Source organism: Azonexus fungiphilus (assembly GCF_003634965.1).
Classification (GTDB): domain Bacteria; phylum Pseudomonadota; class Gammaproteobacteria; order Burkholderiales; family Rhodocyclaceae; genus Azonexus; species Azonexus fungiphilus.
Genome location: NZ_RBXP01000011.1, coordinates 514,596 through 541,520, shown reverse-complemented (window position 1 = coordinate 541,520; position 26,925 = coordinate 514,596). Strand labels below are relative to the sequence as shown.

Annotated in this window: 21 protein-coding genes and 1 CRISPR repeat array (1 of these 22 cut by a window edge); of the genes, 9 read left to right on the top strand and 12 right to left on the bottom strand. The window is 67.4% G+C overall.

The genetic code is table 11. From position 1 onward, the window contains the following. A CRISPR array of direct repeats spans positions 1-930; the repeat unit is 28 nt; unit sequence CGTCACTGCCGGATAGGCAGCTCAGAAA (it extends 3,599 nt beyond the left edge of the window). Between the two features lie 140 nt (positions 931-1,070). Beyond that, positions 1,071-1,988, bottom strand: a complete 918-nt coding sequence (locus DFR40_RS05340; RefSeq protein WP_121457420.1) for a LysR family transcriptional regulator — start codon at positions 1,986-1,988, stop codon at positions 1,071-1,073. Between the two features lie 96 nt (positions 1,989-2,084). Here DFR40_RS05340 and DFR40_RS05335 point away from each other — a divergent pair, with 96 nt between their 5' ends. Both DFR40_RS05335 and DFR40_RS05330 read left to right on the top strand, forming a co-directional pair. Next, a complete protein-coding gene (locus DFR40_RS05335; protein WP_121457419.1) occupies positions 2,085-3,089 on the top strand; it encodes a zinc-binding alcohol dehydrogenase family protein in 1,005 nt (334 codons plus the stop codon). A gap of 60 nt (positions 3,090-3,149) precedes the next feature. Beyond that, the gene (locus DFR40_RS05330) at positions 3,150-4,232 is read left to right on the top strand and encodes an NADH:flavin oxidoreductase/NADH oxidase (protein ID WP_121457418.1); all 1,083 of its coding nucleotides are present in this window, start codon (positions 3,150-3,152) and stop codon (positions 4,230-4,232) included. A 1-nt stretch (position 4,233) separates the two neighbouring features. Here DFR40_RS05330 and DFR40_RS05325 read toward each other — a convergent pair whose 3' ends face one another. After that, a complete protein-coding gene (locus tag DFR40_RS05325; RefSeq protein ID WP_121457417.1) occupies positions 4,234-5,547 on the bottom strand; it encodes a ferredoxin reductase family protein in 1,314 nt (437 codons plus the stop codon). A 174-nt stretch (positions 5,548-5,721) separates the two neighbouring features. On the opposite strand from DFR40_RS05325, the gene DFR40_RS05320 reads away from it, so the two are divergent. Beyond that, the gene (locus tag DFR40_RS05320; protein ID WP_121457416.1) at positions 5,722-8,967 is read left to right on the top strand and encodes an autotransporter domain-containing protein; all 3,246 of its coding nucleotides are present in this window, start codon (positions 5,722-5,724) and stop codon (positions 8,965-8,967) included. A 48-nt stretch (positions 8,968-9,015) separates the two neighbouring features. On the opposite strand, the gene DFR40_RS05315 is transcribed toward DFR40_RS05320, so the two are convergent. Then, positions 9,016-11,322, bottom strand: coding sequence for a Tex family protein (locus tag DFR40_RS05315; protein WP_121457488.1), 2,307 nt, complete (start codon positions 11,320-11,322; stop codon positions 9,016-9,018). Positions 11,323-11,441: 119 nt separating this feature from the next. Here DFR40_RS05315 and fliW point away from each other — a divergent pair, with 119 nt between their 5' ends. Next, positions 11,442-11,882, top strand: a complete 441-nt coding sequence (gene fliW, locus DFR40_RS05310; protein ID WP_121457415.1) for a flagellar assembly protein FliW — start codon at positions 11,442-11,444, stop codon at positions 11,880-11,882. Positions 11,883-11,922: 40 nt separating this feature from the next. Here the strand turns inward: fliW and DFR40_RS05305 are convergent, their stop codons facing one another. The 5 genes from DFR40_RS05305 to DFR40_RS05285 form a co-directional block, all read right to left on the bottom strand. Continuing rightward, on the bottom strand, positions 11,923-12,675 hold the full coding sequence (locus DFR40_RS05305; protein WP_121457414.1) for a M90 family metallopeptidase: 753 nt from the start codon (positions 12,673-12,675) through the stop codon (positions 11,923-11,925). A 7-nt stretch (positions 12,676-12,682) separates the two neighbouring features. Next, positions 12,683-13,570 carry a DMT family transporter gene (locus DFR40_RS05300; protein ID WP_121457413.1) on the bottom strand — a complete coding sequence of 296 codons (888 nt, stop codon included), beginning with the start codon at positions 13,568-13,570 and terminating at the stop codon, positions 12,683-12,685. 102 nt (positions 13,571-13,672) lie between these two features. Beyond that, positions 13,673-14,983 carry a Glu/Leu/Phe/Val family dehydrogenase gene (locus DFR40_RS05295; RefSeq protein ID WP_121457412.1) on the bottom strand — a complete coding sequence of 437 codons (1,311 nt, stop codon included), beginning with the start codon at positions 14,981-14,983 and terminating at the stop codon, positions 13,673-13,675. 21 nt (positions 14,984-15,004) lie between these two features. Then, entirely contained in the window at positions 15,005-17,611 is a 2,607-nt protein-coding gene (locus DFR40_RS05290) for a TRAP transporter permease (RefSeq protein WP_121457411.1), read from the bottom strand. A 125-nt stretch (positions 17,612-17,736) separates the two neighbouring features. Continuing rightward, a complete protein-coding gene (locus DFR40_RS05285; RefSeq protein WP_121457410.1) occupies positions 17,737-18,705 on the bottom strand; it encodes a TAXI family TRAP transporter solute-binding subunit in 969 nt (322 codons plus the stop codon). A gap of 255 nt (positions 18,706-18,960) precedes the next feature. Here DFR40_RS05285 and DFR40_RS05280 point away from each other — a divergent pair, with 255 nt between their 5' ends. Beyond that, positions 18,961-21,180, top strand: coding sequence for a RelA/SpoT family protein (locus DFR40_RS05280; protein ID WP_121457409.1), 2,220 nt, complete (start codon positions 18,961-18,963; stop codon positions 21,178-21,180). Between the two features lie 14 nt (positions 21,181-21,194). Beyond that, positions 21,195-21,362 carry a LiaI-LiaF-like domain-containing protein gene (locus tag DFR40_RS17125; RefSeq protein ID WP_170160162.1) on the top strand — a complete coding sequence of 56 codons (168 nt, stop codon included), beginning with the start codon at positions 21,195-21,197 and terminating at the stop codon, positions 21,360-21,362. A 10-nt stretch (positions 21,363-21,372) separates the two neighbouring features. Here DFR40_RS17125 and DFR40_RS05275 read toward each other — a convergent pair whose 3' ends face one another. Then, positions 21,373-21,867: a TlpA family protein disulfide reductase gene (locus DFR40_RS05275; protein ID WP_121457408.1), complete on the bottom strand. Its 495-nt coding sequence runs from the start codon at positions 21,865-21,867 to the stop codon at positions 21,373-21,375. Between the two features lie 170 nt (positions 21,868-22,037). On the opposite strand from DFR40_RS05275, the gene DFR40_RS05270 reads away from it, so the two are divergent. From DFR40_RS05270 to DFR40_RS05260, 3 genes are read left to right on the top strand one after another with little or no spacing between them, the layout of a single operon-like run. After that, positions 22,038-22,493, top strand: coding sequence for a hypothetical protein (locus tag DFR40_RS05270; protein WP_121457407.1), 456 nt, complete (start codon positions 22,038-22,040; stop codon positions 22,491-22,493). 6 nt (positions 22,494-22,499) lie between these two features. After that, positions 22,500-23,099, top strand: a complete 600-nt coding sequence (locus DFR40_RS05265; RefSeq protein WP_121457406.1) for an SCO family protein — start codon at positions 22,500-22,502, stop codon at positions 23,097-23,099. Between the two features lie 12 nt (positions 23,100-23,111). Beyond that, positions 23,112-23,594, top strand: a complete 483-nt coding sequence (locus DFR40_RS05260) for a copper chaperone PCu(A)C (protein WP_121457405.1) — start codon at positions 23,112-23,114, stop codon at positions 23,592-23,594. Positions 23,595-23,654: 60 nt separating this feature from the next. Here DFR40_RS05260 and DFR40_RS05255 read toward each other — a convergent pair whose 3' ends face one another. From DFR40_RS05255 to DFR40_RS05245, 3 genes are all read right to left on the bottom strand, one after another. Continuing rightward, positions 23,655-24,917, bottom strand: a complete 1,263-nt coding sequence (locus DFR40_RS05255; protein WP_121457404.1) for a putative Na+/H+ antiporter — start codon at positions 24,915-24,917, stop codon at positions 23,655-23,657. Positions 24,918-25,047: 130 nt separating this feature from the next. Then, a complete protein-coding gene (locus tag DFR40_RS05250) occupies positions 25,048-25,578 on the bottom strand; it encodes a response regulator transcription factor (RefSeq protein ID WP_121457403.1) in 531 nt (176 codons plus the stop codon). Then, the gene (locus DFR40_RS05245; protein ID WP_121457402.1) at positions 25,575-26,834 is read right to left on the bottom strand and encodes an ATP-binding protein; all 1,260 of its coding nucleotides are present in this window, start codon (positions 26,832-26,834) and stop codon (positions 25,575-25,577) included. The genes DFR40_RS05250 and DFR40_RS05245 overlap by 4 nt, the downstream gene beginning before the upstream one ends. Positions 26,835-26,925 lie beyond the last annotated feature (91 nt).

Genomic DNA, 26,925 nt, shown 5'->3' with positions numbered 1-26,925 from the left:
ACGTCACTGCCGGATAGGCAGCTCAGAAAGCCTATAGAGCCAAGGATTTGGCGCGGTTCTCTCGTCACTGCCGGATAGGCAGCTCAGAAAAGGGAAACGCTCAGTAACCAGGCGAAGAAGATCGTCACTGCCGGATAGGCAGCTCAGAAAATAGATCGGAACGCCGGCGGCCGAAATTCCAACGTCACTGCCGGATAGGCAGCTCAGAAAAGTCGCTGTCGTTGAGGCCGTCCAGCTCGAGGCGTCACTGCCGGATAGGCAGCTCAGAAATGCAGATGCCCGATCTGCTGCGGCAGGCCATTCGTCACTGCCGGATAGGCAGCTCAGAAAGAGGGGAATTCCCCCGGTGGAATGTCTGTTTTCGTCACTGCCGGATAGGCAGCTCAGAAATGGTCGGACATCGTTCGCGAGTTCCTCGAGGCCGTCACTGCCGGATAGGCAGCTCAGAAACGCGACGCCGAGCAGGTTTCATCGCTCTCGGTCGTCACTGCCGGATAGGCAGCTCAGAAACGGAACGGTTAGCGTTGCCGGGGTCGATGTCGCGTCACTGCCGGATAGGCAGCTCAGAAATTCTACGCAAGCGGCGCCACGGCCGTTACCACCGTCACTGCCGGATAGGCAGCTCAGAAAAGGTGGCGGCGGTCGTCGTTGTCGAGCGGCAGCGTCACTGCCGGATAGGCAGCTCAGAAAAGGCTGCTGCCGCCAAGAAGGGGGTTTGACCACGTCACTGCCGGATAGGCAGCTCAGAAAGGAGAAGGCAAAAGGAGCGATCCACGGATTTTCGTCACTGCCGGATAGGCAGCTCAGAAAGCACCAGCAGCTCGGGCACCGGCGTTACCGGTCGTCACTGCCGGATAGGCAGCTCAGAAATCGATCACATCGTAGCCGGCGATGATGGCCACCGTCACTGCCGGATAGGCAGCTCAGAAAAGTACGTTGAAATGGCTCTTCACCACAGGTGAACAGATTCAGGGGGCGCCGACTAATTCTGTGAGCTCGACTATTGATAGTTTGTCAGCGACTTGGAGGGGAGAAATTTAATTTTTGGCGTAGCAGCAGTGGCTGGTGGCTTAGTCGCTGGAATGCCCCGCCAGCGCCTCGCACCTTTCCCGCAGGTGGTCCCTGAGCAGTACCACCGTGGGCGATAGCTGGCGGCGGTCGGCGCAGAGCAGGGCGAGGGGGACGGGCTCGCCTTGCCAGTCGGGGCAGAGGCGGACGAGGCGGCCGGCGGCGAGGTCGGCGGCGATGTCGAGGCCGGATTTGTAGGCGATGCCGCGGCCGGCGATGGCCCAGCGGCGGACGGCGTCGCCGTCGTCGCAGGCGCGGTTGCCGGCGACGTCGATGCGCAGTTCGTCGGCGCCGCGGGTGAAGCGCCACTGGTCGTGGAGTTCGTCGCCGAGGCGGAAGCGCAGGCAGTTGTGGCCGGCGAGGTCGGCCGGGCTGGCCGGGGCGCCGTGGGCGGCGAGGTAGGTGGGGGCGGCGCAGAGGATGCGGCGGTTGGCGGCGTACAGCGGCAGCGCGACGAGGCCGGAGTCGGGCGGGCTGCCGTAGCGGATGGCGAGGTCGACCGGTTGCCGGTAGACGTCGGCCAGGCGGTCGCTGAACTGCAGGCGGAAGCTGACCTCGGGCCAGCGCGCCTGGAATTCGTCGAGCCAGCCGAGGATGTGGTTGCGGCCGAGGTCGGAGGGCAGCGAGATCTGCAGGTGGTCGCGGACGACCTGGCGGCCGGTGGCGATTTCCTCGGTGGCGTCGCGCAGGCCGTCGAGCGCCAGGCGGGCGGCGGGGAGCAGGCGTTCGCCTTCGCCGGTGAGGCGCAGGCTGCGCGTCGAGCGCAGCATCAGCGGCACGCCGAGTTCGCCTTCGAGCCGCTTCAGCCCGGCGCTGGCCAGGGCCGGCGAGAGATCGAGCTGGCGCGCGGCGGCGGAGAGGCTGCCGAGTTCGGCGGCGCGGACGAAGAGTTCGAGGTCGTGCAGGTTGCGGATTTTCATTGAATTTTTGAAAGTGTTTCGTTTGTCGCCTAGTTTATTTCGATAATGGCGTAAACGATACTGGCGCCGTCCATTCCAACCCTTGCGGAGCCCGAGATGAAAGCTGTTGCCTATCAACAATCCCTGCCGATCGATGCGGCGAATGCGCTGGTCGATGTCGAACTGCCGGCGCCGGTGGCCGGCGAGCACGACCTGCTGGTCGCGGTGCGCGCGATTTCGGTCAATCCGGTCGATACCAAGGTGCGCCGCGGCGTGACGCCGGCAGCCGGCGAGTGGAAGGTGCTCGGCTGGGACGTTGCCGGCGAGGTCGTCGGCGTCGGCGCGGCGGTGCGCGGTTTTGCGCCCGGCGACCGCGTCTGGTACGCCGGTTCGATCGCCCGGCCGGGCGGCAACAGCGAACTGCATGCGGTCGACGCGAGAATTGCCGCAAAAATGCCGTCGACCGTGGACTTCGCGCAGGCGGCGGCCTTGCCGCTGACGGCGATCACCGCCTGGGAAATCCTCTTCGACCGGCTCGGCCTGCACGCCGCTTCGACCGGCACGCTGCTGGTCATCGGCGCCGCCGGCGGCGTCGGCTCGATCCTCGTCCAGCTGGCGCGCCAGCTGACCGGGTTGACCGTGGTCGGCACCGCGTCGCGGGCGGAAACCCGCGACTGGCTGCTCGATCTTGGCGCGCATGCGGTGGTCGATCATGGCGCCCCGCTCGCCGCCGGCCTGCGCGCCGCCGGCTACGCCGAGGCCGATTACGTGGTCAGCCTCAACCAGAGCGAGCAGCACTTCGCCGAGGTGGTCGAGCTGATCGCGCCGCAGGGCAAGTTCGCGCTGATCGACGATCCGGCCAGCCTCGACATCGTCCCGCTCAAGCGCAAGAGCGTTTCGGTGCACTGGGAGTTCATGTTCACCCGGCCGCTGTTCGCCACTGCCGACCTCGCCCGCCAGGGCGAACTGCTCGCCGAGCTGGCGCGGCTGGTCGATGACGGGCGGGTGCGCACGACGCTGGCCGCCAACCTCGGCCGCATCGACGCCGCCAACCTGCGCCGGGCGCACGCCCTGATCGAGAGCGGCAAGGCGCGCGGCAAGCTGGTGCTCGCCGGTTTTTGACCGACAATCACGGTCGACCGTGATATTTGCCCATTTTTGAATGTAGACCGGAGACTTTCGATGTCCGCGTTATTCACCCCGTTTTCCTTGCGCAGCCTGACTTTGCCCAACCGCATCGGCATCCCGCCGATGTGCCAGTATTCCGCCACCGACGGCCGCGCCGGCGACTGGCACCTGCAGCACTACGCCAGCCGCGCCGTCGGCGGCGCCGGCCTGGTCATCGTCGAAGCCAGCGCGGTGCTGCCCGAGGGGCGCATCAGCCCGGGCGACCTGGGCCTCTGGGACGAGGCCCAGGTGGCGCCGCTGGCGCGCATCGCCGCCGCCATCGCCGACCAGGGTGCGGTGCCGGCAATCCAGCTGGCGCACGCCGGTCGCAAGGCCAGCGTCGGCCGCGGCTGGGAAGCCCAGCGCACGCTGACGGCGGCCGAGGGCGGGTGGACGGCGGTGGCGCCGTCGGCGCTCGCCTTCACCGGCTACGACACGCCGCAGGAACTCGACGCCGCGGCCATCGCCGGCGTCGTTGCCGCCTTCGTCGCGGCCGCCGAGCGGGCCCGCCGCGCCGGTTTCCAGGCGGTCGAGATCCACGCCGCGCACGGCTACCTGCTGCACCAGTTCCTGTCGCCGCTGAGCAACCGGCGCGACGACGACTACGGCGGCAGCTTCGCCAACCGCGTGCGCCTGACCCGCGAGGTGGTCGCCGCGGTGCGCGCCGTCTGGCCGTCCGAACTGCCGCTGCTGATCCGCCTGTCGGCGACCGACTGGCTCGACGGCGGCTGGGATGCCGAGCAGACGGTGGCGCTCTGCCGGCTGCTCAGGGACGACGGTGTCGATCTCGTCGATGTGTCCACCGGCGGCCTCGATCCGGCGGCGAAGATTCCCGCCGCGCCCGGCTTCCAGGTGCCGTTCGCGGCGCGCATCCGGCGCGAGACCGGCCTGCCGGTGGCGGCGGTCGGGCTGATCACCGAAGCCGCCCAGGCCGAGGCGCTGGTCGCCGGCGGCGAGGCCGACCTGGTGCTGGTCGGCCGCGAGATCCTGCGCAATCCCTACTGGCCGCTGCAGGCGGCGCAGGCGCTGGGTGTCGCCGCCGCCTGGCCGGCCCAGTACCTGCGCGCGCTGCCGCCGGGAACGCCGCGCCGCGACTGAGTCAGCGGAACTCGAAGGCTTCCTGGTGGAAGTCGGCGGCAGCCAGGCCGGCGCGGCGGAAACGCCGGGCCAGCGCCTCGCCCCAGCCGCGCGGGCCGCAGAACCAGACGCTGCAGCCGGGGCGCTGGCGGGCGGCGATCTCGTCGTCGGCGAACGGGCCGTCGCGCTCGCTCAGGCGACGGTGCAGGCGGACGCCGGTGCGGGCGCAGAGCGCGGCCAGCGTCTCCGGGAAGCTGCCGTCGCCGGTGCTTGAGTAGAACAGGTCGACGTCGGCGCGCTCGCCGCGCCCGGCCAGCGCCTGCAGGCGGGCGAGGAAGGGCGTGATGCCGATGCCGCCGGCGACCCAGATCTGCGGTGCCGGTGCACGGTCGACCGGGGTTTTCGGCGAAAAATCGAAATGGCCATAAGGTCCTTCAAGCCGGAGCGCCTGGCCGACCTGCAGGCGCTCCGGCAGGCTCGCCGTGAACTTGCCGAGCGCCTTGATCGCCAGCGTCAGCGTGCCGTCGCCGGCCTGCCAGTCGGAAGCGATGGTGAACGGATGGGCGCCTTCGCCGGCCACCCCGAAATCGACGAACAGGAACTGGCCGGCACGGTGCCCCGGCCAGCTTGCCGGCCGGCAGTCCAGCTCGAGGATGCCGCCGGGCTGCGCGCGCAATCCCGTCAAGCTTGCCGCATGCTGGCGCCGGCGGCCGATCCGGCCGCTCAGCGAGAGCAGCGCCGGGACCACGCCGAGGGCGGCGACGGCGAGCGTCGTCCACGCCAGCGGCGTCTGCCAGAATTCGGCCGGCATCAGCAGCAGGCCGTGGAAGGCGCCGGCCAGGAAAATCGCGCCGAAAGCCTTGTGCACCAGGCGGAAGGCGCGATAGGGAATGCGCCGGAGCAGGGCGACGACGACCAGCGCCATCAGCAGGTAGCCGGCCCATTCGCCGACATCCTTGGCCAGGTCGATCCAGAAATCCGGCTGGTGGGCGCCGCGCGGCCGGTTCGGGCCGGCGATCAGGCCGGCCTTGGCCAGCGTCTTGGGCAGCCATTCGAGTTGCCAGTGCAGCAGCACGAGCAGGCCGGCGCCGATGCCGACCTGCTTGTGCAGCCGATAGAGCCGGTCGAGTCCGCCGCCGATGTTTTCCAGCCAGGGCGCGCGGGTGGCCAGCAGCATGCCGGCGCTCATCCACCACAGCGCGACGATGCCCGAGAGCAGGATCAGGTGGCGCCGCCACGACCAGGGGCCGCCGTCGGCAGCGAGCAGCTCAGGTAGCGCGAAGGCGGCCCAGAGGCCGAGCGGCAGCAGGCCGAGCAGCAAGCGCGGATGTTTCATCGTTCTCTCCCTGTTCTTGTGATGGGGAAAGTCTACGCCGCCGGCGCCGGCGAATCTGCCGCGATCCGGTTGCAGGATGTAAGCAAATGCAAGGAAGGCCGGTCATTCCGTTGTCACGTTGCTGCAATGCACCGTACATAGAATCGCCACATTTTTTCTCCAGGGGTCCTCGCAATGCATCCAGCCTTCCGGCGCCTGCCACTGGCACTGGCCGTCCAAACCTTGTTCCTGACCCAGGCCTACGCCGCCAGCTTCGTCGTTGCCGACGGCGAAACCAGCAACACCGGCCAGACCGTGGTCGGGGGAGAAAGCGGCAACGTGGCGGCGGGCGGCACGCTGTCGACTGCCGGCAGCACGGTCGCGATCAATGTCGGCACCGGCACGGTGAACATCGTCAACGGCGGCACGATCAGCCAGACCGGCAGCGGACGCACGATCGACGCCAACACCGGCACGCCGCTGCTGGTCATCAGCAACCAGTCCGGCGGCCTGATCAGCGCCAGCGGCAACGTCGTCATCCGCCTGAACCGTGCCGCCGGCAGCTACCTGATCGACAACCAGGGGACGATCGCCCAGAGCGGGCCGTCGGTCGGCGGCGAGCGGGCGATCAAGGCCGATGCCGCCTATTCCTCGACCAACAACCAGATCATCAACGGCGCCGCCGGCAACCGCAGCGCGGTGATCAGCTCGACCGGCAACGATGCGCTGCGCCTGGGCAGCAATTTCACGCTGACCAATTACGGCGCGATCTTCTCGACCGGCGCGGTCAATACCAGTTGCCCGGATTATCTCGGGGCGGCCTGCGTCAATGACTATTCGGCGGCCGATGGCGTGGCCATCGAGAACGGGCGCACCAACGTGCTGATCCTCAACCATGGTTCGATCACCGGCCCGCGTCATGCCATCGACGGCGGCGACCCGGTGGCTGCGGCCGCCGACAGCGACCTGGTCGGCATCGACCGCCTGGTGGTGACGTCGACCGGTCCCAACGGCGCGACCTTCGACAAGGTCGTCGGGGTGACCACGACCAGCGGCATCCGCATCGACAACCCGGTGGTGATCAACTACGCCGGTGCCACGCTGACCGGCAACAACGGCTCCGGCGTCGGCCTCGACGGCCACGGCGTGGTCATCAACCATGGCGCGATCAGCGGCAATTACGCCGGCGCCGGCAATGTCTACGACCACGAGGGATTGGGCCTGACGACCAGCAACGGCGATGGCGACGGGGTCGATATCGACGGTGTCGCCTATGTCGAGAACTGGGGCAGCATCCGCGGCAACGGTGCCGGCGGCCTCGACTCGGGCGGCAATGCGAATGGCGCCGACGGCATCGCGGCCGGTGGCGGGACCATCGTCAACCATGCCGGGGCGACGATCTACGGCCAGTCCAAGGGCATCCTCATCGACGACGGAGCCAACGGCACGGCGCTTGCCGCCGGGCGCGGCACGGCGACGGCCAATCCGGCCGCGGCGCGCATCTACAACGAAGGCAGCATCGTCGGCGAGCGGCGGACGGCAATCGGACTGGTCGGCAATTTCGACGATCTCCTGGTCAATTACGCCAGCGGCACGATCACCGGCGGCAGCGAATCGACGCGGGTGGACGAAGCGGCCAGCACGACGGCCGGGGCGGCCGTGCAGATGGGCGGCGGTGCCGACACGCTGAGCAACTACGGCCGCATCGAAGGCCGCAACGGCCTGGCGATCGACATGGGCGACGGCGACGACGTGCTCAAGCTGTTCGCCGGCGGCAGCAGCGGCGTCGTCGTTGGCAGCGTGGTCGGCGGTGCCGGCAGCGACACCCTCGAGACCGGCGGCAGCCAGCGCTTCGCCAGCGGCACGCTGAGCGGCTTCGAGCGCTTCATCGTGCGCGACGGGAGCACGGTGTTCGATTATGCGCTGGGCAACGTCACCGCCCTGCAGGTCGACGCCGGCGCCAGCCTGCAGGTCAATGGCGGGGTGTCGACCAGCGCCGACATCGCCATCGAAGGCAGCTTCCGGGCGCCCGTCGGCGAGGTGCTGCGCAACATCGCGGTCGGCGGCAATCTTGCGCTCGGCGCCGCGGCCAGTGTCGAGATGCGCCTGGGGCAGGGCAACAGCAGCGATCGCTTCACGGTGGCCGGGACCACGACGCTGGCGGCGAGCGCGACGATCCGTCCGTTGCCGCAGGCCTACGTGACCCATGGCGCGCAGTACACGCTGGTCCAGGGCGGTGTCTCGGGCTTGCCGAGCCTGGCGGCGGATGCCGGGTCGGCAACGGTCAGCTATGCCCTGAGCCAGTCCGGCGGCGACCTGTTGCTGACGGCGACGCGCACGGCGACGCTGGCGTCGCTGGCGGCAGGCGATCGCCGCGGGCTGGCCGGCGTCCTCGATCAACTCGGTCAGTCCGGCAGTTCCAGCGCCGATCCGCTGCTCGCTGCGCTGGACAGCCAGTCATCGGGCGCGGCGCTTGACCAGGCCCTGGCGCAAGTCGCGCCGCCCAGCAACGGCGGCGGCTTCCGGGCGACGCAGATGGCATCGGGCATGTTGTTCTCGGCCTTCGACAATCGTGCGGCGGCGGCGCGCAGCGGCCTCGCTTCCGGCGATGACGGCGGGCGCCGGTTCTGGCTGGAAACCCTGGGCGCCTGGGGGAGCCAGGGGGCGCGGGCGGATAGCGGTGGCTACCGGATCGCCGCCGGCGGCGTCGCTGCCGGTATCGAGGCGGATCGCTCGGCGCACGAGGTGGTCGGGATTTCGGCCGGCTACACGCGTGCCACCACCGACGGCAACGGCATCGCACGCGGTGACGACCTGCGCGTCGGTTCGCTGCATCTGGGGACTTACCTGATCCGCCGTGCCGACGACCTGACGCTCGATGCGTCGCTGGTTGCCGGCTACAACGACTACGCCAGCCGCCGTCGCGTCGCCTTCGGCGGCTTTGCCGCCGACTTGCGCGGCGACTATCGCGGCTACGGTGTGAACGGCCGGGTCGAGTTCGGCTTCCCGTTCGCCATCTCGCCGACCTGGTCCGGGCGCTGGTTGCTCGGTGCGCGGGCGGGCTACGTGCGCACCGGCAGCTATACGGAGAAGGGCGATGCCGCGGCTGCGCTGCGCGTCGGCGACGGCAGCTCGCGTTCGCTGCAGTCGGTGCTCGGCGTCGAGTTGCGCCAGCAGTTGTCGACCGACAGCCAGTGGCAGCTGCGCGCCCGTTACCTGCACGAATTCGCCAATGCGCCGCAGATCAGCGCCAGCCTGAACGGTGGCGGTTCGAGTTTCCGGATCGATTCGGACAAGCCGGAGCGCGATGCCTTGCAGGTCGGTGCCGCCTATCGCAAGCAGGTTGCCGACGGTGTCAGCGTCGCGCTCAGCTATGACGGCGAGTTCCGCCAGGCCTACCGGATCCACCAGTTGAGCGCGCGGGCGATCTGGGCGTTCTGATCGCGGCGGTGAAAGCAGCCGGGGCAGGGGAATCCTGCCCCGGCTTTTTTATTTGCGCAGCTTGGCGAAGGCGTTGGCCATCGCGTTGCCGGCCGGCGGCGGCGCGTTGTGGCGAGCCTGCTGCTTCGACAGCGGCGCACCGCGCTGGCTGCCGCCGTCGTGTTTCTTCGGCTCGTCGCTCATGCGCATGGTCAGCGCGATGCGCTGGCGGGCGAGGTCGACTTCGAGCACCTTGACCTTGACCACCTGGCCGGCCTTGACCACGTCGTGCGGGTCCTTGACGAAGCTGTTGGACAGCGCCGAGACATGGACCAGGCCGTCCTGGTGCACACCGATGTCGACGAAGGCGCCAAAGGCGGCGACGTTGGTGACGACGCCTTCGAGGATCATGCCCGGGCGCAGGTCCTTCACTTCCTCGACGCCGTCGGCGAAGGTCGCCGTCTTGAACTCGGGGCGCGGGTCGCGGCCGGGTTTTTCCAGTTCCTTGAAGATGTCCTGCACGGTCGGCAGGCCGAAGCGCTCGTCGGTGTATTTGGCCGGGTTGAGGCCCTTGAGCGCCTGGCTGTTGCCGAGCAGTTCCTTGATCGGCTTCTTCAGGTCGACGATGATCTTCTCGACCAGCGGATAGGCTTCCGGGTGCACGGAAGAGGCGTCGAGCGGGTTCTCGCCGTTCGGCACGCGCAGGAAGCCGGCGGCCTGTTCGAAGGTCTTGTCGCCGAGGCGCGGCACCTTCTTCAGGTCGTCGCGGCTCTTGAAGGCGCCGTGGGCGTCGCGGTAGCTGACGATGTTCGCGGCCAGGCTGCCGTTGAGGCCGGAAATGCGGGTGAGCAGCGGCACCGAGGCGGTGTTCACATCGACGCCGACGGCGTTGACGCAGTCCTCGACGACGGCATCGAGGTTCTTCGCCAGCTTGGATTGCGACACGTCGTGCTGGTACTGGCCGACGCCGATCGACTTTGGTTCGATCTTGACCAGTTCGGCGAGCGGGTCCTGCAGGCGGCGGGCGATCGACACGGCGCCGCGAATCGAGACGTCGAGGTCGGGGAATTCCTTGGCGGCCAGTTCCGAAGCGGAATAGACCGAGGCGCCGGCTTCCGAGACGACGATCTTCTGCAGCCGGGCTTCCGGGTACTTCTTCATGACGTCCTGGACCAGCTTGTCGGTCTCGCGGCTGGCGGTGCCGTTGCCGATGGCGACCAGCGTCACGCCATGCGTCGAGGCCAGGCGGGCGATCGTCGAGATCGAGCCGGCCCAGTCGTTGCGCGGTTCGTGCGGGTAGATGGTGGCGGTGTCGAGCAGCTTGCCGGTGGCGTCGACGACGGCGATCTTGCAGCCGGTGCGGATGCCCGGGTCGATGCCCATGGTCACGTGCTGGCCGGCCGGGGCGGCGAGCAGCAGGTCCTTGAGGTTCTTGCCGAAGATGCGGATGGCTTCTTCCTCGGCGCGCTCGCGCAGTTCGTTGACCAGTTCCAGTTCGAGGTGGGTATAGACCTTGACCTTCCAGGTCCAGCGCACGGTGTCCTGCAGCCATTTGTCGGCCGGGCGGTTCTGGTGCTTGATGCCGAAGCGCGCGGCGATGCGCTGCTCGCAGGCGTTCGGGCCGGGCTTGACGGCGTCTTCGTTGAGTTCCGAGTCGAGCACCAGGGCGACGTTGAGGAAGCCTTCGTTGCGCCCGCGCAGCAGCGCCAGCGCACGGTGCGAGGGCATGTCGACGATGGATTCGGCGAAGTCGAACCAGTCGCGGAACTTGGCGCCTTCGGTTTCCTTGCCTTCGACCACGGTCGACCGCAAAAGTCCGTGCTCTTTCAGGTAGTCGCGCAGCGTCTGCAAGAGTTGCGCGTCTTCGGCGAACTTTTCCATCAGGATCTGGCGGGCGCCGTCGAGGACGGCCTTGGTGTCGGCGAAACCGGCCTCGGCGTTGATGTACTTCTCGGCTTCGTCTTCCGGCGTCAGCTCGGGGTTTTCCAGCAGGCCGAGGGCGAGCGGCTCGATCCCGGCTTCGCGGGCGATCTGCGCCTTGGTCCGGCGCTTCTGCTTGTACGGCAGGTAGAGGTCTTCGAGGCGCTGCTTCGTTTCGGCGTTCTCGATCTCGCCGCGCAGTTCCGGCGTCAGCTTGCCCTGTTCCTCGATGCTGGCCAGCACCGCGCCGCGGCGATCCTCGAGCTCGCGCAGGTAGCCGAGGCGCTCTTCGAGGTTGCGCAGTTGGGTGTCGTCGAGTTCCCCGGTGACTTCCTTGCGGTAGCGGGCGATGAAGGGCACGGTGGCGCCTTCGTCGAGGAGCTGGACGGCGGCCTTGACCTGGGCCGGGCGGACGCCGAGTTCGAGGGCGATGCGGTGTTCGATGGGTGCGAGCATGGAAACGGCGGGCAGCAAAAAAGGGGGGCAATGATGCGCAATCCCCGGCGAAATTACAACTGCGCGCCGAACGGTGTAGGATGTCTGCGTCAGCATTCCAATGTCAGAGGAGGAAACCCATGCAAGTCCAGACTTACCTGTTCGGTGCCGTCGACGTCGCGCCGGAAAAGATCGTCACTTTCCCCAAGGGCCTGTTCGCTTTCGAGGACAAGACCCGCTTCATGCTGGCCCACGAGGAAGCCAAGGGCACGCCGGCGAGCTTCACGCTGCAGTCGCTCGAGGATCCGGCCCTGGCCTTCCAGATCATCGACCCGGCTGCGCTCGGCTTCAGCTACGAGCTCGAGCTGACCGACGAGGAAGACGCGCTGCTGCAGTCGCCGGCGGCCGAGGACGTGGTCGTCATGCTGGTTCTCTACAAGCAGGAAGAAGAGGGCGCCGGCATCGCCCCGAGCCTGCGCGCACCGCTGATCATCAACCTGAAGGCGCGTGTCGGCCTGCAGAAGCTGCTCGCCCAGGTGGCCACCAACGTCACCCTGTCGAACCTGGTGAGCAAGGTCTGAGCGACCTCGCGCCATGCCAAGCCGGCCCGCGGGCCGGCTTTTATTTTGCCCGCAGCCGGGCCAGCGGGTCCTGGCGGAAGTACTCGCGCAGCAGCGCGTAGAGCGCCGGGTACTCGGCGTCTACGACGTCCGGGATGCCGAAGAAGCATTCGCTGAGGACGGCGAAGAATTCCTCGGGGGCTTCGCTGGCGTAGGGGTCGATGATCGTCTCCTCGCCGCTGTCCACGCGGGCGCAGAAGTCGTCGTAGGCGGCGAAAAACACGCTTTCCCAGCGGTCGACCGTCAGCGTCGAGTGCAGCGCCGGGATGCCGTCGACTTCGCCGTTGAGCATGTCGAGCTTGTGCGCGAATTCGTGGATGACGACGTTGTAGTCGCCGCCGGCCATCTGCACGTCGCGCCACGAGACGAGCAGCGGCCCGCCTTCCCAGGCTTCGCCGGCGAGCACGTCGGCGAACTCGTGCACGACGCCATCGGCGTCGGCGATTTCACGCTGGACGACGAATTCGTCGGGATAGACGACGATGCCGACCCAGTCGCCATAGGCGCCCAGGCCCAGTTCGAGGATCGGCAGGCAGCCCTGGGCGGCGATCGCGACGCAGATTTCGTCGTTCAGTTCGAGCCCGCCGGCGGCGGTGAATTCCTTTTCGGCGAGAAAGCGTTCGCTCAGCGTTTTCAGGCGTTTCTGCTGGTCGACCGTCAGCGTCGCGAAGAAGGGCAGGCTGGCCAGCGTGCGCTGCCACAGGGCCTCGGGAATTGGCGCCGGGCGCCGGCGCCACCAGTCGAACAGGCCCATCCGCCGGTCAGCCCTTCTTCATCGTCAGCCAGATGCCGACGAAGATCAGCGCGATGCCGGCGTAGTGGTAGGCGTGCGGGATCTCGCCGAGGAAGACGACCGAGAGCAGGGTGCCGAAGACCGGCATCAGGTGGATGAACAGGCTGGCCTTGTTGGCGCCGACTTCGGCGACGCCGCGGTTGTAGAAGATGTAGCCGACGAAGCTGGGGAAGATGCCGACGTAGGCGAGCGAGGCCAGCGAACCGAGGTGCACGTTGATCGTCCGCCCCTCGGCGATTTCCCAGAGATAGGCCGGAAACAGCGCGGCCAGGCCGACGGTGGTGAAGGCGGCGAGCATCAGCATCGGATGCACGCCGGCCGGGCGCCAGGCCAGGCCGACGGTGTAGATCGCCCAGATGGCGACGGCGCCGAGCATCCACAGGTCGCCGCTGTTGAGCGCCAGGTGCAGCAGCACGTCGAGGTCGCCGCGGGCGACGATGGTCATCGCGCCGATCAGCGAGATGACGACGCCGGTCGCCGCCAGCGGCGTCAGGCGCTTGCCGAGGAAGGCCCAGGAAATGGCGATGGTGGCGACCGGGATGAAGGAGTTTAGCAGCACCGCGTTGGTCGCGGTGGTCGTCTGCAGCGCCAGGTAGGCGAAGGTGTTGTAGCCGCCGACGCCGAGCAGGCCGAGGACGAGCACCGGCCGCCAGCCCTGCTTGAGCAGCTGCCACTGGCTTTTCAGGTGCGGCAGCGCCAGCGGCAGTACCAGCAGGAAGGCGATCGCCCAGCGCCAGAAGGCCAGCGCCATCGGCGGCACGTCGGCGCGGATGCCGCGGCCGAGCACCATGTTGCCCGACCAGAACAGCGCGGTCAGGGTGAGCAGGAGATAGGGATTGGTCAGCAGTCTTGGCATGGTCGGCGGATTATGAACGAAACTGCGGCGGCCGTCGGGGCCGCCGCAGTGTCTGGTTTTTTGCCCGGGACGGGCGTCGACCGTCAGATCGACGCCAGGGGCTCAGGGGTAGAGGCCGCGTTCGGCGCGCGCTTCGAGGACCCGGTGGCAGGCGATGATGAAGGCCGCGGTGCGCAGCGGCACCTGCTTTTCCAGCGCCACCTGCCAGATCGCATCGAAGGCCGAGACCATGATCCGCTCGAGGCGGGCGTTGATCTCGTCCTCGGTCCAGAAGAAGCTGGAGAAGTCCTGCACCCACTCGAAGTAGGACACGGTGACGCCGCCGGCGTTGGCCAGCACGTCGGGGACGACGAGCACCTTGCGCTCGCGCAGCACGTCGTCGGCGGCCGGCGTGGTCGGGCCGTTGGCGCCCTCGACGACGACCCGGGCGCGCACGCGGGCGGCGCGCTCGGGCGTGATCTGGCCTTCCAGCGCGGCCGGTACCAGGTATTCGCACTCGAGCTGCCAGAAATCCTCGATGTCGATCGGCGCCGCGCCGGGGAAGCCGGCCAGGCCGCCGTTCGCGGCAACCCAGGCCTGGGCGGCGGGAACGTCGATGCCGGCTTCGTTGACCAGGGTCGCGGTGTGGTCGGCCGCCGCGATGACGCGGGCGCCGGCGGCACGGAACAGGCGGGCGGCGATGCCGCCGACGTTGCCGAAGCCCTGGACGACGACGCGCGCGCCTTCCATCGGAATCTGCTGGTGCTTGCCAGCCTCGCGGGCGCACAGGTAAACGCCGCGGCCGGTCGCTTCCTGGCGGCCGAGGCTGCCGCCGAGCGCGATCGGCTTGCCGGTGACGACGCCGGTGGCGGTGCCGCCGCGGTTCATCGAGAAGGTGTCCATCATCATCGCCATGATCTTGGCGTTGGTGCCGACATCGGGCGCCGGGATGTCGCGGTCGGGGCCGATGATCAGGCCGATTTCCGAGGTGAAGCGGCGGGTCATCCGCTGCAGCTCGCCGGGGCTCAGCGCCGTCGGGTCGACCCGGATGCCGCCCTTGGCGCCGCCGAAGGGCAGGCCGATGGCGGCGTTCTTGACGGTCATCCAGCCGGCCAGCGCCATCACTTCGTTGAGCGTCACCGCCGGGTGGTAGCGGATGCCGCCCTTGCCCGGGCCGCGCGACAGGTTGTGCTGGACGCGGTAGCCCTCGAAGTGGGCGATGGTGCCGTCGTCGCGCTCGATCGGCACGTCGACGATCAGGGTCCGCTTCGGATGCTTGAGCGTCTCGATCCAGCGCTCGAGCGGGCCGAGGTAGGGGCGCACCCGCTCGATCTGCTCGATGAAGCTGGCCCAGGGCTCGGGCGCCGCCGGGTTGAGGTAGGAAAGGCCACCCAGTTTCGCGTAGCCACTCTGATTTGCGTTGTCATTGCTCATGCTAGGTGTCCTTTCCAGGGGTTAGGCGTTGGTCAGGCCTTCTTCACGGTCACGCCGGGCGCGCTGCATGAACCAGACCAGGGCCAGCAGCAGCAAGGCCGGGATGAACATCCATTCCTTGTCCGGGCTGCCGGGGTTGGGAACCTCGATATGCTTGAAAGTGAATCCCTGCTCGAGGCCGAGCTTTTCTGCCGGACTGCCGAAACGGACCGCTGCCACCTGCACCTGGTCACCCAGGCTCATCACGGTCAGGCCCATGCGACCGAGGCGCTCGCTGGCCTTGCCCGGTTCGCCGAGCGAGAGCAGCACCCCCTTGGTGACGTCCTTGCCTTCCAGCGTCGTGCCTTCGACCCAGACGCGCAGCTTGGTGTTTGCCGGCGCGGCTTCGACAACCCGCGTCAACTCGGTGGCTGCGAGTTTCTCGAACGGCGGATGGATCATGTCCATCCAGAATCCAGGACGGAACAGGCTGAAGGTCACCAGAAGCAGGATCAGCGTTTCATGGATGCGGTTGCGGGTCAGGAAGAAGCCCTGGGTTGCCGCGGCAAACATCAGGCTGGCCAGCGTCGCGCTGCCGATCGTCAGGATCAGGTGGAAGGCGTCGGTAATGCCGATCAACAGCAACTGCGTGTTGAAGATGAACATGAACGGCAGGATCGCCGTGCGCGCGCTGTAGCCGAAGGCGGTGAAACCGGTCTTGATCGGATCACTCTTGGCGATCCCGGCGGCGGCGTAGGAGGCGAGCCCGACCGGCGGCGTGACGTCGGCCATCAGCCCGAAGTAGAAGACGAACAGGTGTACCGCGATCAGCGGCACGAGCAGGCCGCTCTGCGCGCCGAGTTCGACGATCACCGGGGCCATCAGCGTGGACACGACGATGTAGTTGGCGGTGGTCGGCAGACCCATGCCGAGGATCAGCGAGATCACCGCGACCAGGACCAGCATCACCATCAGGTTGCCGCCGGAAAGGATTTCGACCAGTTCGGTCATCGCCAGGCCGACGCCGGTCAGCGTCACGGTACCGACGATGACGCCGGCGGTGGCAGTGGCGATGCCGATGCCGATCATGTTGCGGGCGCCGGTGACCAGGCCGTCGAAGAGGTCCTTGAAGCCCTGGCGGCTGGCCTGGGCGTATTGCCCCTGGCCGCGGAAATAGGCGAACAGCGGACGCTGGGTGACGAGGATGAACATCAGGAACATCGTTGCCCAGAACGCCGATAGCGCCGGCGAAAGCTGTTCGACCATCAGGTTCCAGACGAGGGCGGCGACCGGCAGCAGGAAATGCAGCCCGGATTTCAGCGTCGGCGCGATTTCCGGCAGGTATTCCATCTTTTCGTCGGGCTTGTCCATGTGCAGCTCGGGATAGCGAGCGGCGAAACGGACGATGGCGACATAAGCGGCGAGCATCAGCAGGCCGACGATGACGAAGGCGCTATCGCCGGCGACATCCTTGATCCAGCCGAATCCCCAGTAAATGATCGCGGACAGGATGACCATGCCGGAGACGGTCATCACCGTCGAGATCATGGTTTTTTGCCAAGGCAGCGGCTCGCGCCGCGGCAAGCCCTGCAATTTCATCTTCAGAGCTTCAAGGTGCACGATGTAGAACAGCGCGATATAGGAGATCAAGGCAGGCACCAGGGCGTGCTTCATCACTTCGACATAAGGAATGCCGACATACTCGACCATCAGGAAGGCGGCAGCGCCCATCACCGGCGGCATGATCTGGCCGTTGACCGATGAGGCGACCTCGACCGAGGCGGCCTGGTCGGCACGGTAGCCGACGCTCTTCATCAGCGGGATGGTGAAGGTGCCGGTGGTCACGACATTGGCGATCGACGAGCCGGAAATCAGGCCGGTACTCGCCGAGGCGACCACCGCGGCTTTCGCCGGGCCGCCGCGCATGTGGCCGAGCAGGGCGATCGCCGACTTGATGAAGTAGTTGCCGGCGCCGGCGGTTTCGAGCAGGGCGCCGAAAAGCACGAAGAGGAAGATGAAGCTGGCCGAGACGCTCAGGGCGACGCCGAAGACGCCTTCGGTGGTCAGCCAGATGTGGCTCATCCCCTTGGCCAGCGAAGCGCCGCGATGGGCGATGACTTCCGGCATGTAAGGGCCGAGGAAGATGTAGCCGAGGAAGACGATGGCCAGGATCACCATGGGCAGGCCGAGTGCCCGGCGGGCGGCTTCGAGCAGCAGTGCCAGGCCGGTGACTGCGACGACCAGGTCGAGCGTCGTCGGCATGCCGGGGCGAGCTGCAAGCTCCTTGTAGAAGAGGAACAGATAGCCGGCACAAAAGGCGGCGGCGATCGCCAGCAGCCAGTCGATGACCGGCACGTAGGCGCGCGGCGAGCGCTTCCAGGCCGGGTAGGCGGCAAAGGCGAGGAAAACGGCGAAGGCGAGGTGGATGGCTCGCGATTCGGTATCGTTGAGGACGAAGACGCCGAGCGAGAAAGGCAGCGGCGAGGCGATCCAGAGCTGGAACAGGGACCAGGCCAGGGCCACGGCGACCAGCAGTTGGGCGGCGAGACCGGTCGGCTTGCGGCCGCCGGTATCGGCTTCGGCGACGATCTGCTTGAGCTGTTCGTCGGTCAGTTCATGAATTGTGTTGTTTTTGTCCGAGCTTGTCATGCTGCGGTTCCCCCAGTGTTTCGGGCTGATGTGTAAACGCAGCAAGACGCCAGCGGCGTCTTGCTGAGGGTTATTCGTCGGCCGACATCGTCAGGACGCCCGGACGATGCCGGCCCGGAGCGGAATTACATCCAGCCCTTTTCCTTGTAGTACTTGACCGCACCGTTGTGCAGCGGCGCCGACAGACCGTCCTTGATCATGCTCTTCGGGTCGAGGTTGCCGAAAGCCGGGTGCAGCTTCTTGAACTCTTCGAAGTTCTCGAAGACCGACTTGACCATCGTGTAGACGACGTCATCCGGCACCTTGGCCGACGAGACGATGCTGGCGACGACGCCGAAGGTCGTGGTCGGGTTCGGGTTGTTGGCGTACATGCCACCCGGGATGGTCGCCTTGGCATAGTACGGATAGGCGGCGATCAGCTTGTCCACGCCGGCGCCGGTGACGCTGACCAGCTTGGCACCGCAGGTCGTCGTGACGTCCTGGATGTTGGCAGCCGGGTGGCCGACGACGAAGGCAAAGCCGTCGATCTTGTTGTCGCACAGGGCAGCGCCGTGCTCGTCAGGCTTCAGTTCGGAAACCAGCGAGAAATCGCTGGTCTTCATGTTGATCGCCGGCAGCAGGACTTCCATGGTGGCGCGCTGGCCGGAGCCCGGGACGCCGATGTTGAAGCGCTTGCCTTTGAAGTCCTCGAACTTGGCGACGTTGGCTTCCTTGCGCGAAGCGATCGTCAGCGGTTCCGGATGCAGTGCGAAGACAGCGCGCAGGTCGCCCATGGCGCCACCGTCCTTGAACTGGGCCAGGCCCTTGACGGCATTGAACTGGACGTCGGATTGGGAAACGCCGAAGTCGAGTTCGCCGGCCTTGATGGTGTTCACGTTGTAGACCGAACCGCCGGTGCTTTCGACCGAGCAGCGGATGCCGTGCTTGGCGCGATCCTTGTTCATCAGGCGGCAGATGGCGCCACCGGCTGCGTAGTACACGCCGGTCACGCCGCCGGTACCGATGGTGACGAATTTCTGCTGGGCTTGCGCCGGCGTGGCGCCAAGCGTGCCGATGATGGCCAGTGCGGATGCCAGTACGGTGATTTTCTTCATGTTTTCTCCTTACGGGTGACGTGAAAGGTGTGGGCTTGCCATTTCGGCTTGTGGCCAAAGGCTTTCGGGCCGATACGGCACATAACGTTGTCCACGGTCCCACAGTTTGCAGGGAGCGGGGATTGGGGTAAACCCCGATGGTAATCCATGGTGAAGTCGCGGGCTCGAAAGTCTTGCTGTCTCTGCCTGTGACCATCTGTAAGGGCTTGTGTTCCCTGCTGTCATTCCTGATGGGGGCGACCTATAATCGCGGCCATGGTTTCAGTCGTCCATTCCGTCGCCGCCCAGAGCGATTTCGAACAGTTCCTCACGGTCCTCTCGGCGGGGCTGCCGGCGCCCGATGTGCAGCGCCTGCACGATGCCGTCGCTTATGCCTGGGAGGCCTACGGCGAGCGCACGCTGGGCAGTGGCGAACGCGTCTGGTCGCATGCGCTGGGCATGGCGGTGATCATTGCCGGCCTCAAGCTCGACGTCGAATCGCGGATTGCCGCGGTGCTCTTCGCGATTCCGTCACAGGACGAGCACGGCCTGGCGCTGATCGAGGAGAAATTCGGCAAGCCGGCCGCCCACCTGGTGCACGGCATCTTCCGCCTGAACCGGCTGCGGCCGATCGCCAAGGGCTTCGTCGCCGTCGACATCGAGGCCGGCGAGAACAATCCGGCCGAGATGCGCGCCCAGGTCGAGGTCCTGCGCAAGATGCTGCTGGCGATGGTCGAGGACATCCGCGTCGTCCTGCTGCGCCTGGCCAGCCGGACGCAGACGCTGCGCTACTACGCGGCGACACCGGACGAACTGCGCGTCCAGGTGGCGCGCGAGACGCTCGAACTCTATTCGCCGCTGGCCAATCGCCTCGGCGTCTGGGAGCTGAAGTGGGAACTCGAGGACCTGTCGTTCCGCTTCATCCATCCCGACATCTACAAGACCGTCGCCAAGCAGCTCGACGAGAAGCGCAGCGAGCGCGAGGCCTTCATCAGCGACGCGGTGGCCCGCGTGCGCAGCGAGTTGGCGGCCGCCGGCATCCATCAGGCCGAGATCTACGGCCGGCCGAAGCACATCTACAGCATCTGGAACAAGATGCGCAAGAAGGGCGTCGACTTCTCCGAGGTCTACGACGTGCGCGCCCTGCGCATCATCGTCGACGACGTCAAGGACTGCTATACCGCGCTCGGCATCGTGCACAACCTGTGGGCGCCGATTCCCAAGGAATTCGATGACTACATCTCGAATCCCAAGGGCAACCACTACCGCTCGCTGCATACCGCGGTCCAGTGTCCGGACGGGCGCAGCCTGGAAATCCAGATCCGTACCTGGGAAATGCACCGCCACGCCGAGCTCGGCGTTGCCGCCCACTGGCGCTACAAGGAAGGCAGCAAGGCGCCGGGCGCCGATGCCTACGACGAGAAGATCGCCTGGCTGCGCCAGCTGCTGACCTGGAAGAACGAGGTCGCCGACAGCTCCGACTGGGTCAATCACTACAAGCAGGCGGCGCTCGACGAGACGATCTACGTGATGACGCCGCAGGGCCGCGTCGTCGACCTGCCGTCGGGATCGACACCGGTCGATTTCGCCTACCGGGTGCATACCGACCTCGGCCACCGTTGCCGCGGCGCCAAGGTCGACGGCCAGCTGGTGCCGCTCAACACGCCGCTGGAGACCGGGCAGCAGGTCGAGGTGGTGACTGCCAAGCTCGGCGGTCCGTCGCGCGACTGGCTCAACCCGGCGCTCGGCTACATCCACACCAAGAGCGCGCGGACCAAGGTGCGCAACTGGTTCTCGACGCTGGCCCTGGAAGAAACCCTGGCCGAAGGCCGGGCGCTGGTTGCCAAGGAATTGCAGCGGGCCGGCCAGACTGGTGCCAACATCGACGACCTGGCGCGCCGGATGGCCTTCGCCAAGGCCGACGACCTCTACATCGCCGCCGCCCGGGGCGATCTCAACCAGCGCCAGTTCCAGGCGCTGCTGCGCGGCGAGCCGTCGCCCGAGGCGCTCGTTCCGGATGCGGTGGCGACCAAGCCGCGCAAGCCGGTCGAGGGCAACCAGGGCATCCTGATCGTCGGCGTCGACAAGCTGCTGACGCAACTGGCGCGCTGCTGCAAGCCGGCGCCGCCGGACGAGATCCAGGGCTTCATCACGCGCGGCAAGGGCATCTCGATCCACCGCGCCGACTGCAGCAACTTCGCCAACCTCGCCGCGCTGCACCCGGAGCGGGTCATCGAGACCGACTGGGGCGGCGAGACCAGCGGCGTCTTCGCCTGCGACATCGTCGTCGATGCGCACGACCGCCAGGGCCTGCTGCGCGACATCTCGGAAATCTTCACCCGCGAGAAGCTCAATGTCGTCGGGGTCAATACGCAGTCGCGCAACGGCAACGCGCACATGAGCTTCACCGTCGAAATCGCCAACCTCCGGCAGCTGCAGCGGACGCTGACGCTGATCCACGAAGTCGAGGGCGTCGTCGGCGTCCGTCGCGCCTGAACCAGGGAGCCCGCATGAAGGGAAACGTCGCAGCCATCGTCCTGATCGTCGTCGGCGTTGTCGCGCTGGGCGCCAACCTCGACCTCTTCCACGTCAACCTCTTCGAGTTGATCGGCACCTGGTGGCCGCTGATCCCGATCGGTGTCGGCATCAGCATGCTGCTGACCCGCGAGCGTTCCTGAGCTGCCGGGGTCAGGGCGCCAGCAGTTGCGGCAGGATGTTGTCGAGGTCGCTCTTGCGCAGCAGGCCGAGCTTGTGGCCGACAACACGGCCGTGACGGTCGATGAACAGCGTGTACGGGAGGCCGCCGCGGCGGTTGCCGAGCGCCTGCATGAGCGGCTGGCCCTGGTTGCGGGCGAGGAACACCGGGTAGTTCATCGCGTATTCGCGGACGAAGGCCTTGACCGCCGGCGCGTCGTCCTCGATGCCGATGCCGACGACCTCGACCTTGCCCGCCTGGGCCTTGCGGAAAGCGTTGAGTTCCGGGATCTCGGCCCGGCAGGGCGGGCACCAGCGGGCCCAGAAATTGACCACCAGCGGCTTGCCGCGGAAGCTGGCAAGGGCCACCGGCTTGTCGTCCGGATCGGCCAGCGTGGCGGCGAAGAAGGCCTCGGGTTGCGGCGCGTCGGCGGCCACGGTCAACGACGAAAAAACAGCAAAAATGCAGGCAGCGAAAAGCTTGTTCACGAATTGATCCGGATCAATGGGGCGTCGGGAGCGCGAATATTAGCATTCGCCGAAGCGTCGGTCGCGCCGGCTGCGACAATTTGCCGCAGCGCCGCCGCTAACGCTCCGTGCCACAATCGACCCCGCCCGCCGGCCCCGACCGGGCGGCGGACGCATCACCAAGGAAACCCGTGAACAGGAAAATCCTCATCGACATCATTGGCGTGCTGCTGATCGCGCTGGTCGTGCTGGTCGGCTACAAGCTGTCGCCGATGCTGCTCCCCAAGGCCGACCTGACGGTCGAACCGGATCCGGCCTGCAGCCTGGCCCGCAGCGCGTGCACGGTCGACCTGCCGAACGGGGCAAAAATGACGGTGGCCGCGGGCAGCACGCCGATCCCGCTGGTCCGCCCGTTCGAATTCAAGGTCGAGGTGCCCGGAGCGCGCCGGGTCGAGGTCGATTTTGCCGGCGTCGACATGGACATGGGCTACAACCGCCCGCTGCTCGCCGAGCGCGCGCCGGGCGTCTTCGCCGGCGAGGCGACGCTGCCGGTGTGCATCACCGGCCACATGACCTGGCAGGCGACGGTGCTGGTCGAGACCGCCGATGCCCGCATCGCCGTTCCCTTCCGCTTCGTCACCGGCTGATCCGACATGTCCTCCGAACGCCTGCTGCTTGCCATCGTCGCCGTCCTGGTTGCCGTCATCGTCGGCGTCGCCGTGCTCTGGCAGCCCGACGCCCCGGCCCCGGCGGCACCGCCGACGTTGCCGGCGGGCGGCGAATTCACGCTGCAGTCGGCCGACGGTCCGGTGTCGCTGAAGGATTTCCGCGGCCGCGTCACGCTGCTCTACTTCGGCTACACCTATTGCCCCGACATCTGCCCGACCACCTTGAGCGCGCTGACCGCCGGCCTGGCGCAACTGACCCCGGAAGAGCGGGCGCGCGTCGCGGTCGTCTTCATTTCGGTCGATCCGCAGCGCGACACGCCGGAACACCTGAAAACCTACGTTGCCTTCTTCGATCCCGGCTTCGTCGGCGTCACCGGCAGCCCGGCCGAACTCGGCGAGCTGGCCGGCCGCTACGGCGTCTTCTACCAGCGCCAGCCGGGCGGCAAGGACGATGCCTACATCGTCGACCACACCGCCGAAACCTTCGCGGTCGGCCCCGACGGCCGGCTGCTCGCCCGCATGGCGCATGGCACGCCGCCCGACCAGGTGGCCGCGCTGATCCGCCAGTACCTGAACCAACCCTGAGGAGCTGTTCCGATGAAACGCCTGTCCGTGATTTTTGCCGCCCTGAGCCTGTCGACCGCCGCATTCGCCGGCGCCGCCGACGATGTCGTCGTCCATGAACCCTACGTCCGCCTGGCGCCGCCGAACGCGCCGGCAACCGGTGCCTTCATGGTCCTCAGGAACGGCGGCGCCAAGGCGGTCAAGCTGGTCAAGGCGGAAAACCCCGCGTCGCGCCTGACCGAACTGCACAACCACATCAACGACAACGGCGTGATGCGCATGCGCCAGGTGCCGGCGATCGAGATTCCGGCCAAGGGCGAAGCAGTGCTCAAGCCGGGCGGCCTGCATGTGATGCTGATCGACATGAAGGCGCCGCTGAGCGAGGGCCAGGTGGTGCCGATCACCCTCGGCTTCGACGACGGCAGCAGCAAGGTGGTCGAGGTCAAGGTACAGAAGGTGATGCCGGCCGCGATGCCGGCGGCGGCGCCGATGCAGCACGGCCAGCACCACCACTGAGCGTTAGCATGCCACCGACAGGCCCGGCCGGCGCTGACGCGCCGCCGGGCCTGTCGCCGTTTACAGCAGCTGGAAGGCGAGGATCGCGACCAGCGTCGGCGGCAGCGCCGAGACGAACAGGCCGAGCGGATTGACCGCGCCGTCGCTGAAGTGGCGGCGGAGGATCGAGAAACCGGCCGGGTTGGGCGCATTGGCGATGACCGTGAGGCCGCCGCCGGTGACTGCACCGGCGACCAGCGCGTACTTGAACTCGTCGGACAGTCCCTCGACCAGCGAGCCGAGGTAGGTCAGCGCCGCGTTGTCGGTGATCGCGGTCAGCGCGGTGGCGCCGAAATAGACGGTGGTCGGGGTCATGCTGCCGAGCAGCGGCTGCAGCCACCAGGCCTGGAGACCGCCGAGGATGACCAGGCCGGCGAGGAAGAAGGCGACCAGCAGGCCTTCGCGCAGGATCAGCCGTTCCTGGAACTGCGGGTAGGCCGAGGCGATGCCCATGAAGGCCAGGAAGGCCCCGATGAAGATCGGCGGGTGGTGGGCGAAGACGACGATGACCAGGAGCAGCAGCAGGTGGATGGCGAGGATCAGCCCGGGCTGCCGCTCGCTGTCCGCCTCGGTCGCCGGCGGTTCGGGCAGGGCGCGCAACTCCTTCTGGAAGATCAGGGTGACGACGATGGCGTTGATCAGCGTCGCGACCGCTGCCTTCCAGCCGAAGTGGCTGAGCATGAACCAGCTGTCCCAGTTCCAGGTGGCGGCGACCATCAGCACCGGCGGCGCGGCGAAGTTGGTCAGCGTGCCGCCGATCGAGATGTTCACGAACAGCGTCCCGAGCGTGCCGTACATCAGCTTGCGCGACAGCTGGTGCTGGTAGTAGCGGTCGCGCAGCATCAGCGCGGCCAGCGTCATCGCCGCCGGCTCGGTGATCAGCGAGCCGAGCAGGGGCACCACCGCGAGGATCGTGAAGTAGGTCGACACCGTGCCCTGCAGCGGCGTGTAGCGGGCGACCATGTCCACGATCGTCGAGGCGAAGCGCAGCACCGGCCGGCTCGCGGCGACAACCATGATCGCGAAGACGAACATCGGTTCGGTGTAGTTGCGGCTGTCGATGTAGGCGATGGCGCTCTGGCTGCCTTCGGTCAGAACCATGAACAGGAAGAGCACGCCGGCCCAGAAGCCGAAGACGACCTCGACTTCGCCGAGCAGGTGCCAGAGTCCGGCATGCTGCGGGCGTCGATGCGCCAGCTGTTCGAAATACTTGGTCGAGAAGGTGTGCAGGATCGCGATCGCGAACAGGGTCGCGCCGATCATCTGGATCGTTGTCGGGGCCATGGGGACTCCTGGTTGGTCGGGCGGACGGGGAATCCGGCCCTTGAAATGGCGGAGTGCTTGGCGGGCAAGCGCTTGGTGTGGCCGCCGCAGTATAAGAGTTGTTTGCCTCTACTTACAAACCTGTCAGTCTTCAGCTGCGTACCGGGTGCTTGGCCAGCTTGCGCTGCAGCGTCCGCCGATGCATCTTGAGCGCCCGCGCGGTGGCCGAGATGTTGCCTGCGTGCTCGTTGAGGACGCGCTGGATGTGCTCCCATTCGAGCCGGTCCATCGACAGCGGTTCGTCCGGCGTCGCCTCGTCGTCGGTCATCGCGGCATCGTCGAAGGCGGCGAGGATGGCCTCGATCTCGACCGGCTTGGCCAGGTATTGCGTGGCGCCGCGCTTGATCGCCTCGACCGCGGTGGCGATGCTGCCGTAACCGGTGAGGACGACGATGCGGGCCTGCGGGCAGATTTCCAGCAGGCGCGGAATCAGCGACAGGCCGGAGACGCCGCCGAGGTTGAGGTCGAGGACGATGCGCCGCGGCTGGTGCGTGGCGGCCAGTTGCAGCGCGCTGTCGCCGTCTTCGGCGCCGATCGCCGGATGGCCGCGACGGTTCAGCGTGCGCGCCAGGATCGCGTTGAAGGTCGGGTCGTCGTCGATGATCAGGATGGGCTGGGTCATGGCTTCTCGATGGGCAGGCTGATGCGGGCGAGGGCGCCGCCGGATTCGGGGTTTTCCAGGCTCAGGCGGCCGCCGAGCTGGCCGATCGCCGAGCAGGTCAGGAGCAGGCCGACGCCGCAGCCACCGTCGTGCGCCGGCAGCTTGTCCTTGCCGCAGAGGGCGATGACCTCGGCCGGAAAGCCCGGGCCGCGGTCGCGGATCTCGATCTCGATGTCGCGGCTGTGCCAGGCCAGGCGGACTTCCAGCGGCTGCGGGCAGGCGTTGGCGGCGTTGTTGAGCAGGTTGAGCAGGGCCTGCTCGAGGCGCGGATCGGCGACGATCCCCGGCGCCTCGCCGTCGCTGGCGACGACCAGCCGGCTGCCCGGTTGCGGGCGCAGGGCGTGCCATTTCTGGCGCAGCGCATCGAGCCAACGGTCGACCGGCTGAAATCGCGCATTTTCAAGGCGCTCGGCGCCGGCACGGCGGGACAGGCCGGTGATGATCTCCTTGCAGGCGGCGATCTGCCGGCGCAGCAGTTCGATGTCGTCGCGGGCGTCGGCCGGCAACCGCTGGTCCTGGGCCAGCTCGCCGGCGAGCAGCGCCATCGTCGCCAGCGGGGTGCCCAGTTCGTGGGCGGCGCCGGCGGCCAGCGTGCCCATCGCGGTGACTCGCTCGTCACGCAGCGCCTGCTCGCGGGCCGCCGCCAGTTCGGCATCGCGCCGGCGAATGGCCTGGCTCATGCGCAGGATGACCCAGCCGATCAGCAGCGCCGACACGGCGAAGGTCAGCCACATGCCGACCAGGTGCAGCTGCGTTGCCCGGCTGGCGTCGGCGATCGGCAGCGGCAGGTAGAACAGCATCAGCAGCGAATAGGCGGCGACGGCACTGGCGCCGACAACGATCACCTGGCGGCGCGGCAGACCGAGGGCGGCGATGGCGACTGGCGGCAGGAGCAGGGAAACGAGCGGATTGGTGGCGCCGCCGCTGAAGAAGATCAGCGCCGACAGCGTCGCGATGTCGATGATCAGCTGGCTGCACAACTCGTTCGCCGTCGCCGTCCGCTGGCGGCCGGCAAACCAGTGGCCGAGGGCGTTGAGCAGGGCGCCGATGGCGAGGATGGCGAGCATCACCGACTGCGGCAGGGCGATGCCGAGCAGCCCGGGCACGATCAGGACGAGCAGTGCCATCAGCACCAGCATCGCCCAGCGCAGCCCGAACAGGCGGCGCAGGTTGAGCAGGTATTCCTTGCTGTCGGCGGTGGGGACGATGAATGGCATCGCTGGATTATCGGCGATTTGCCGCGCCGGGTGCGCGTCGCGGACCTGCGGCGGATTGTCGCAGGCGGTGCGGCGACAGGCTTATTTGATC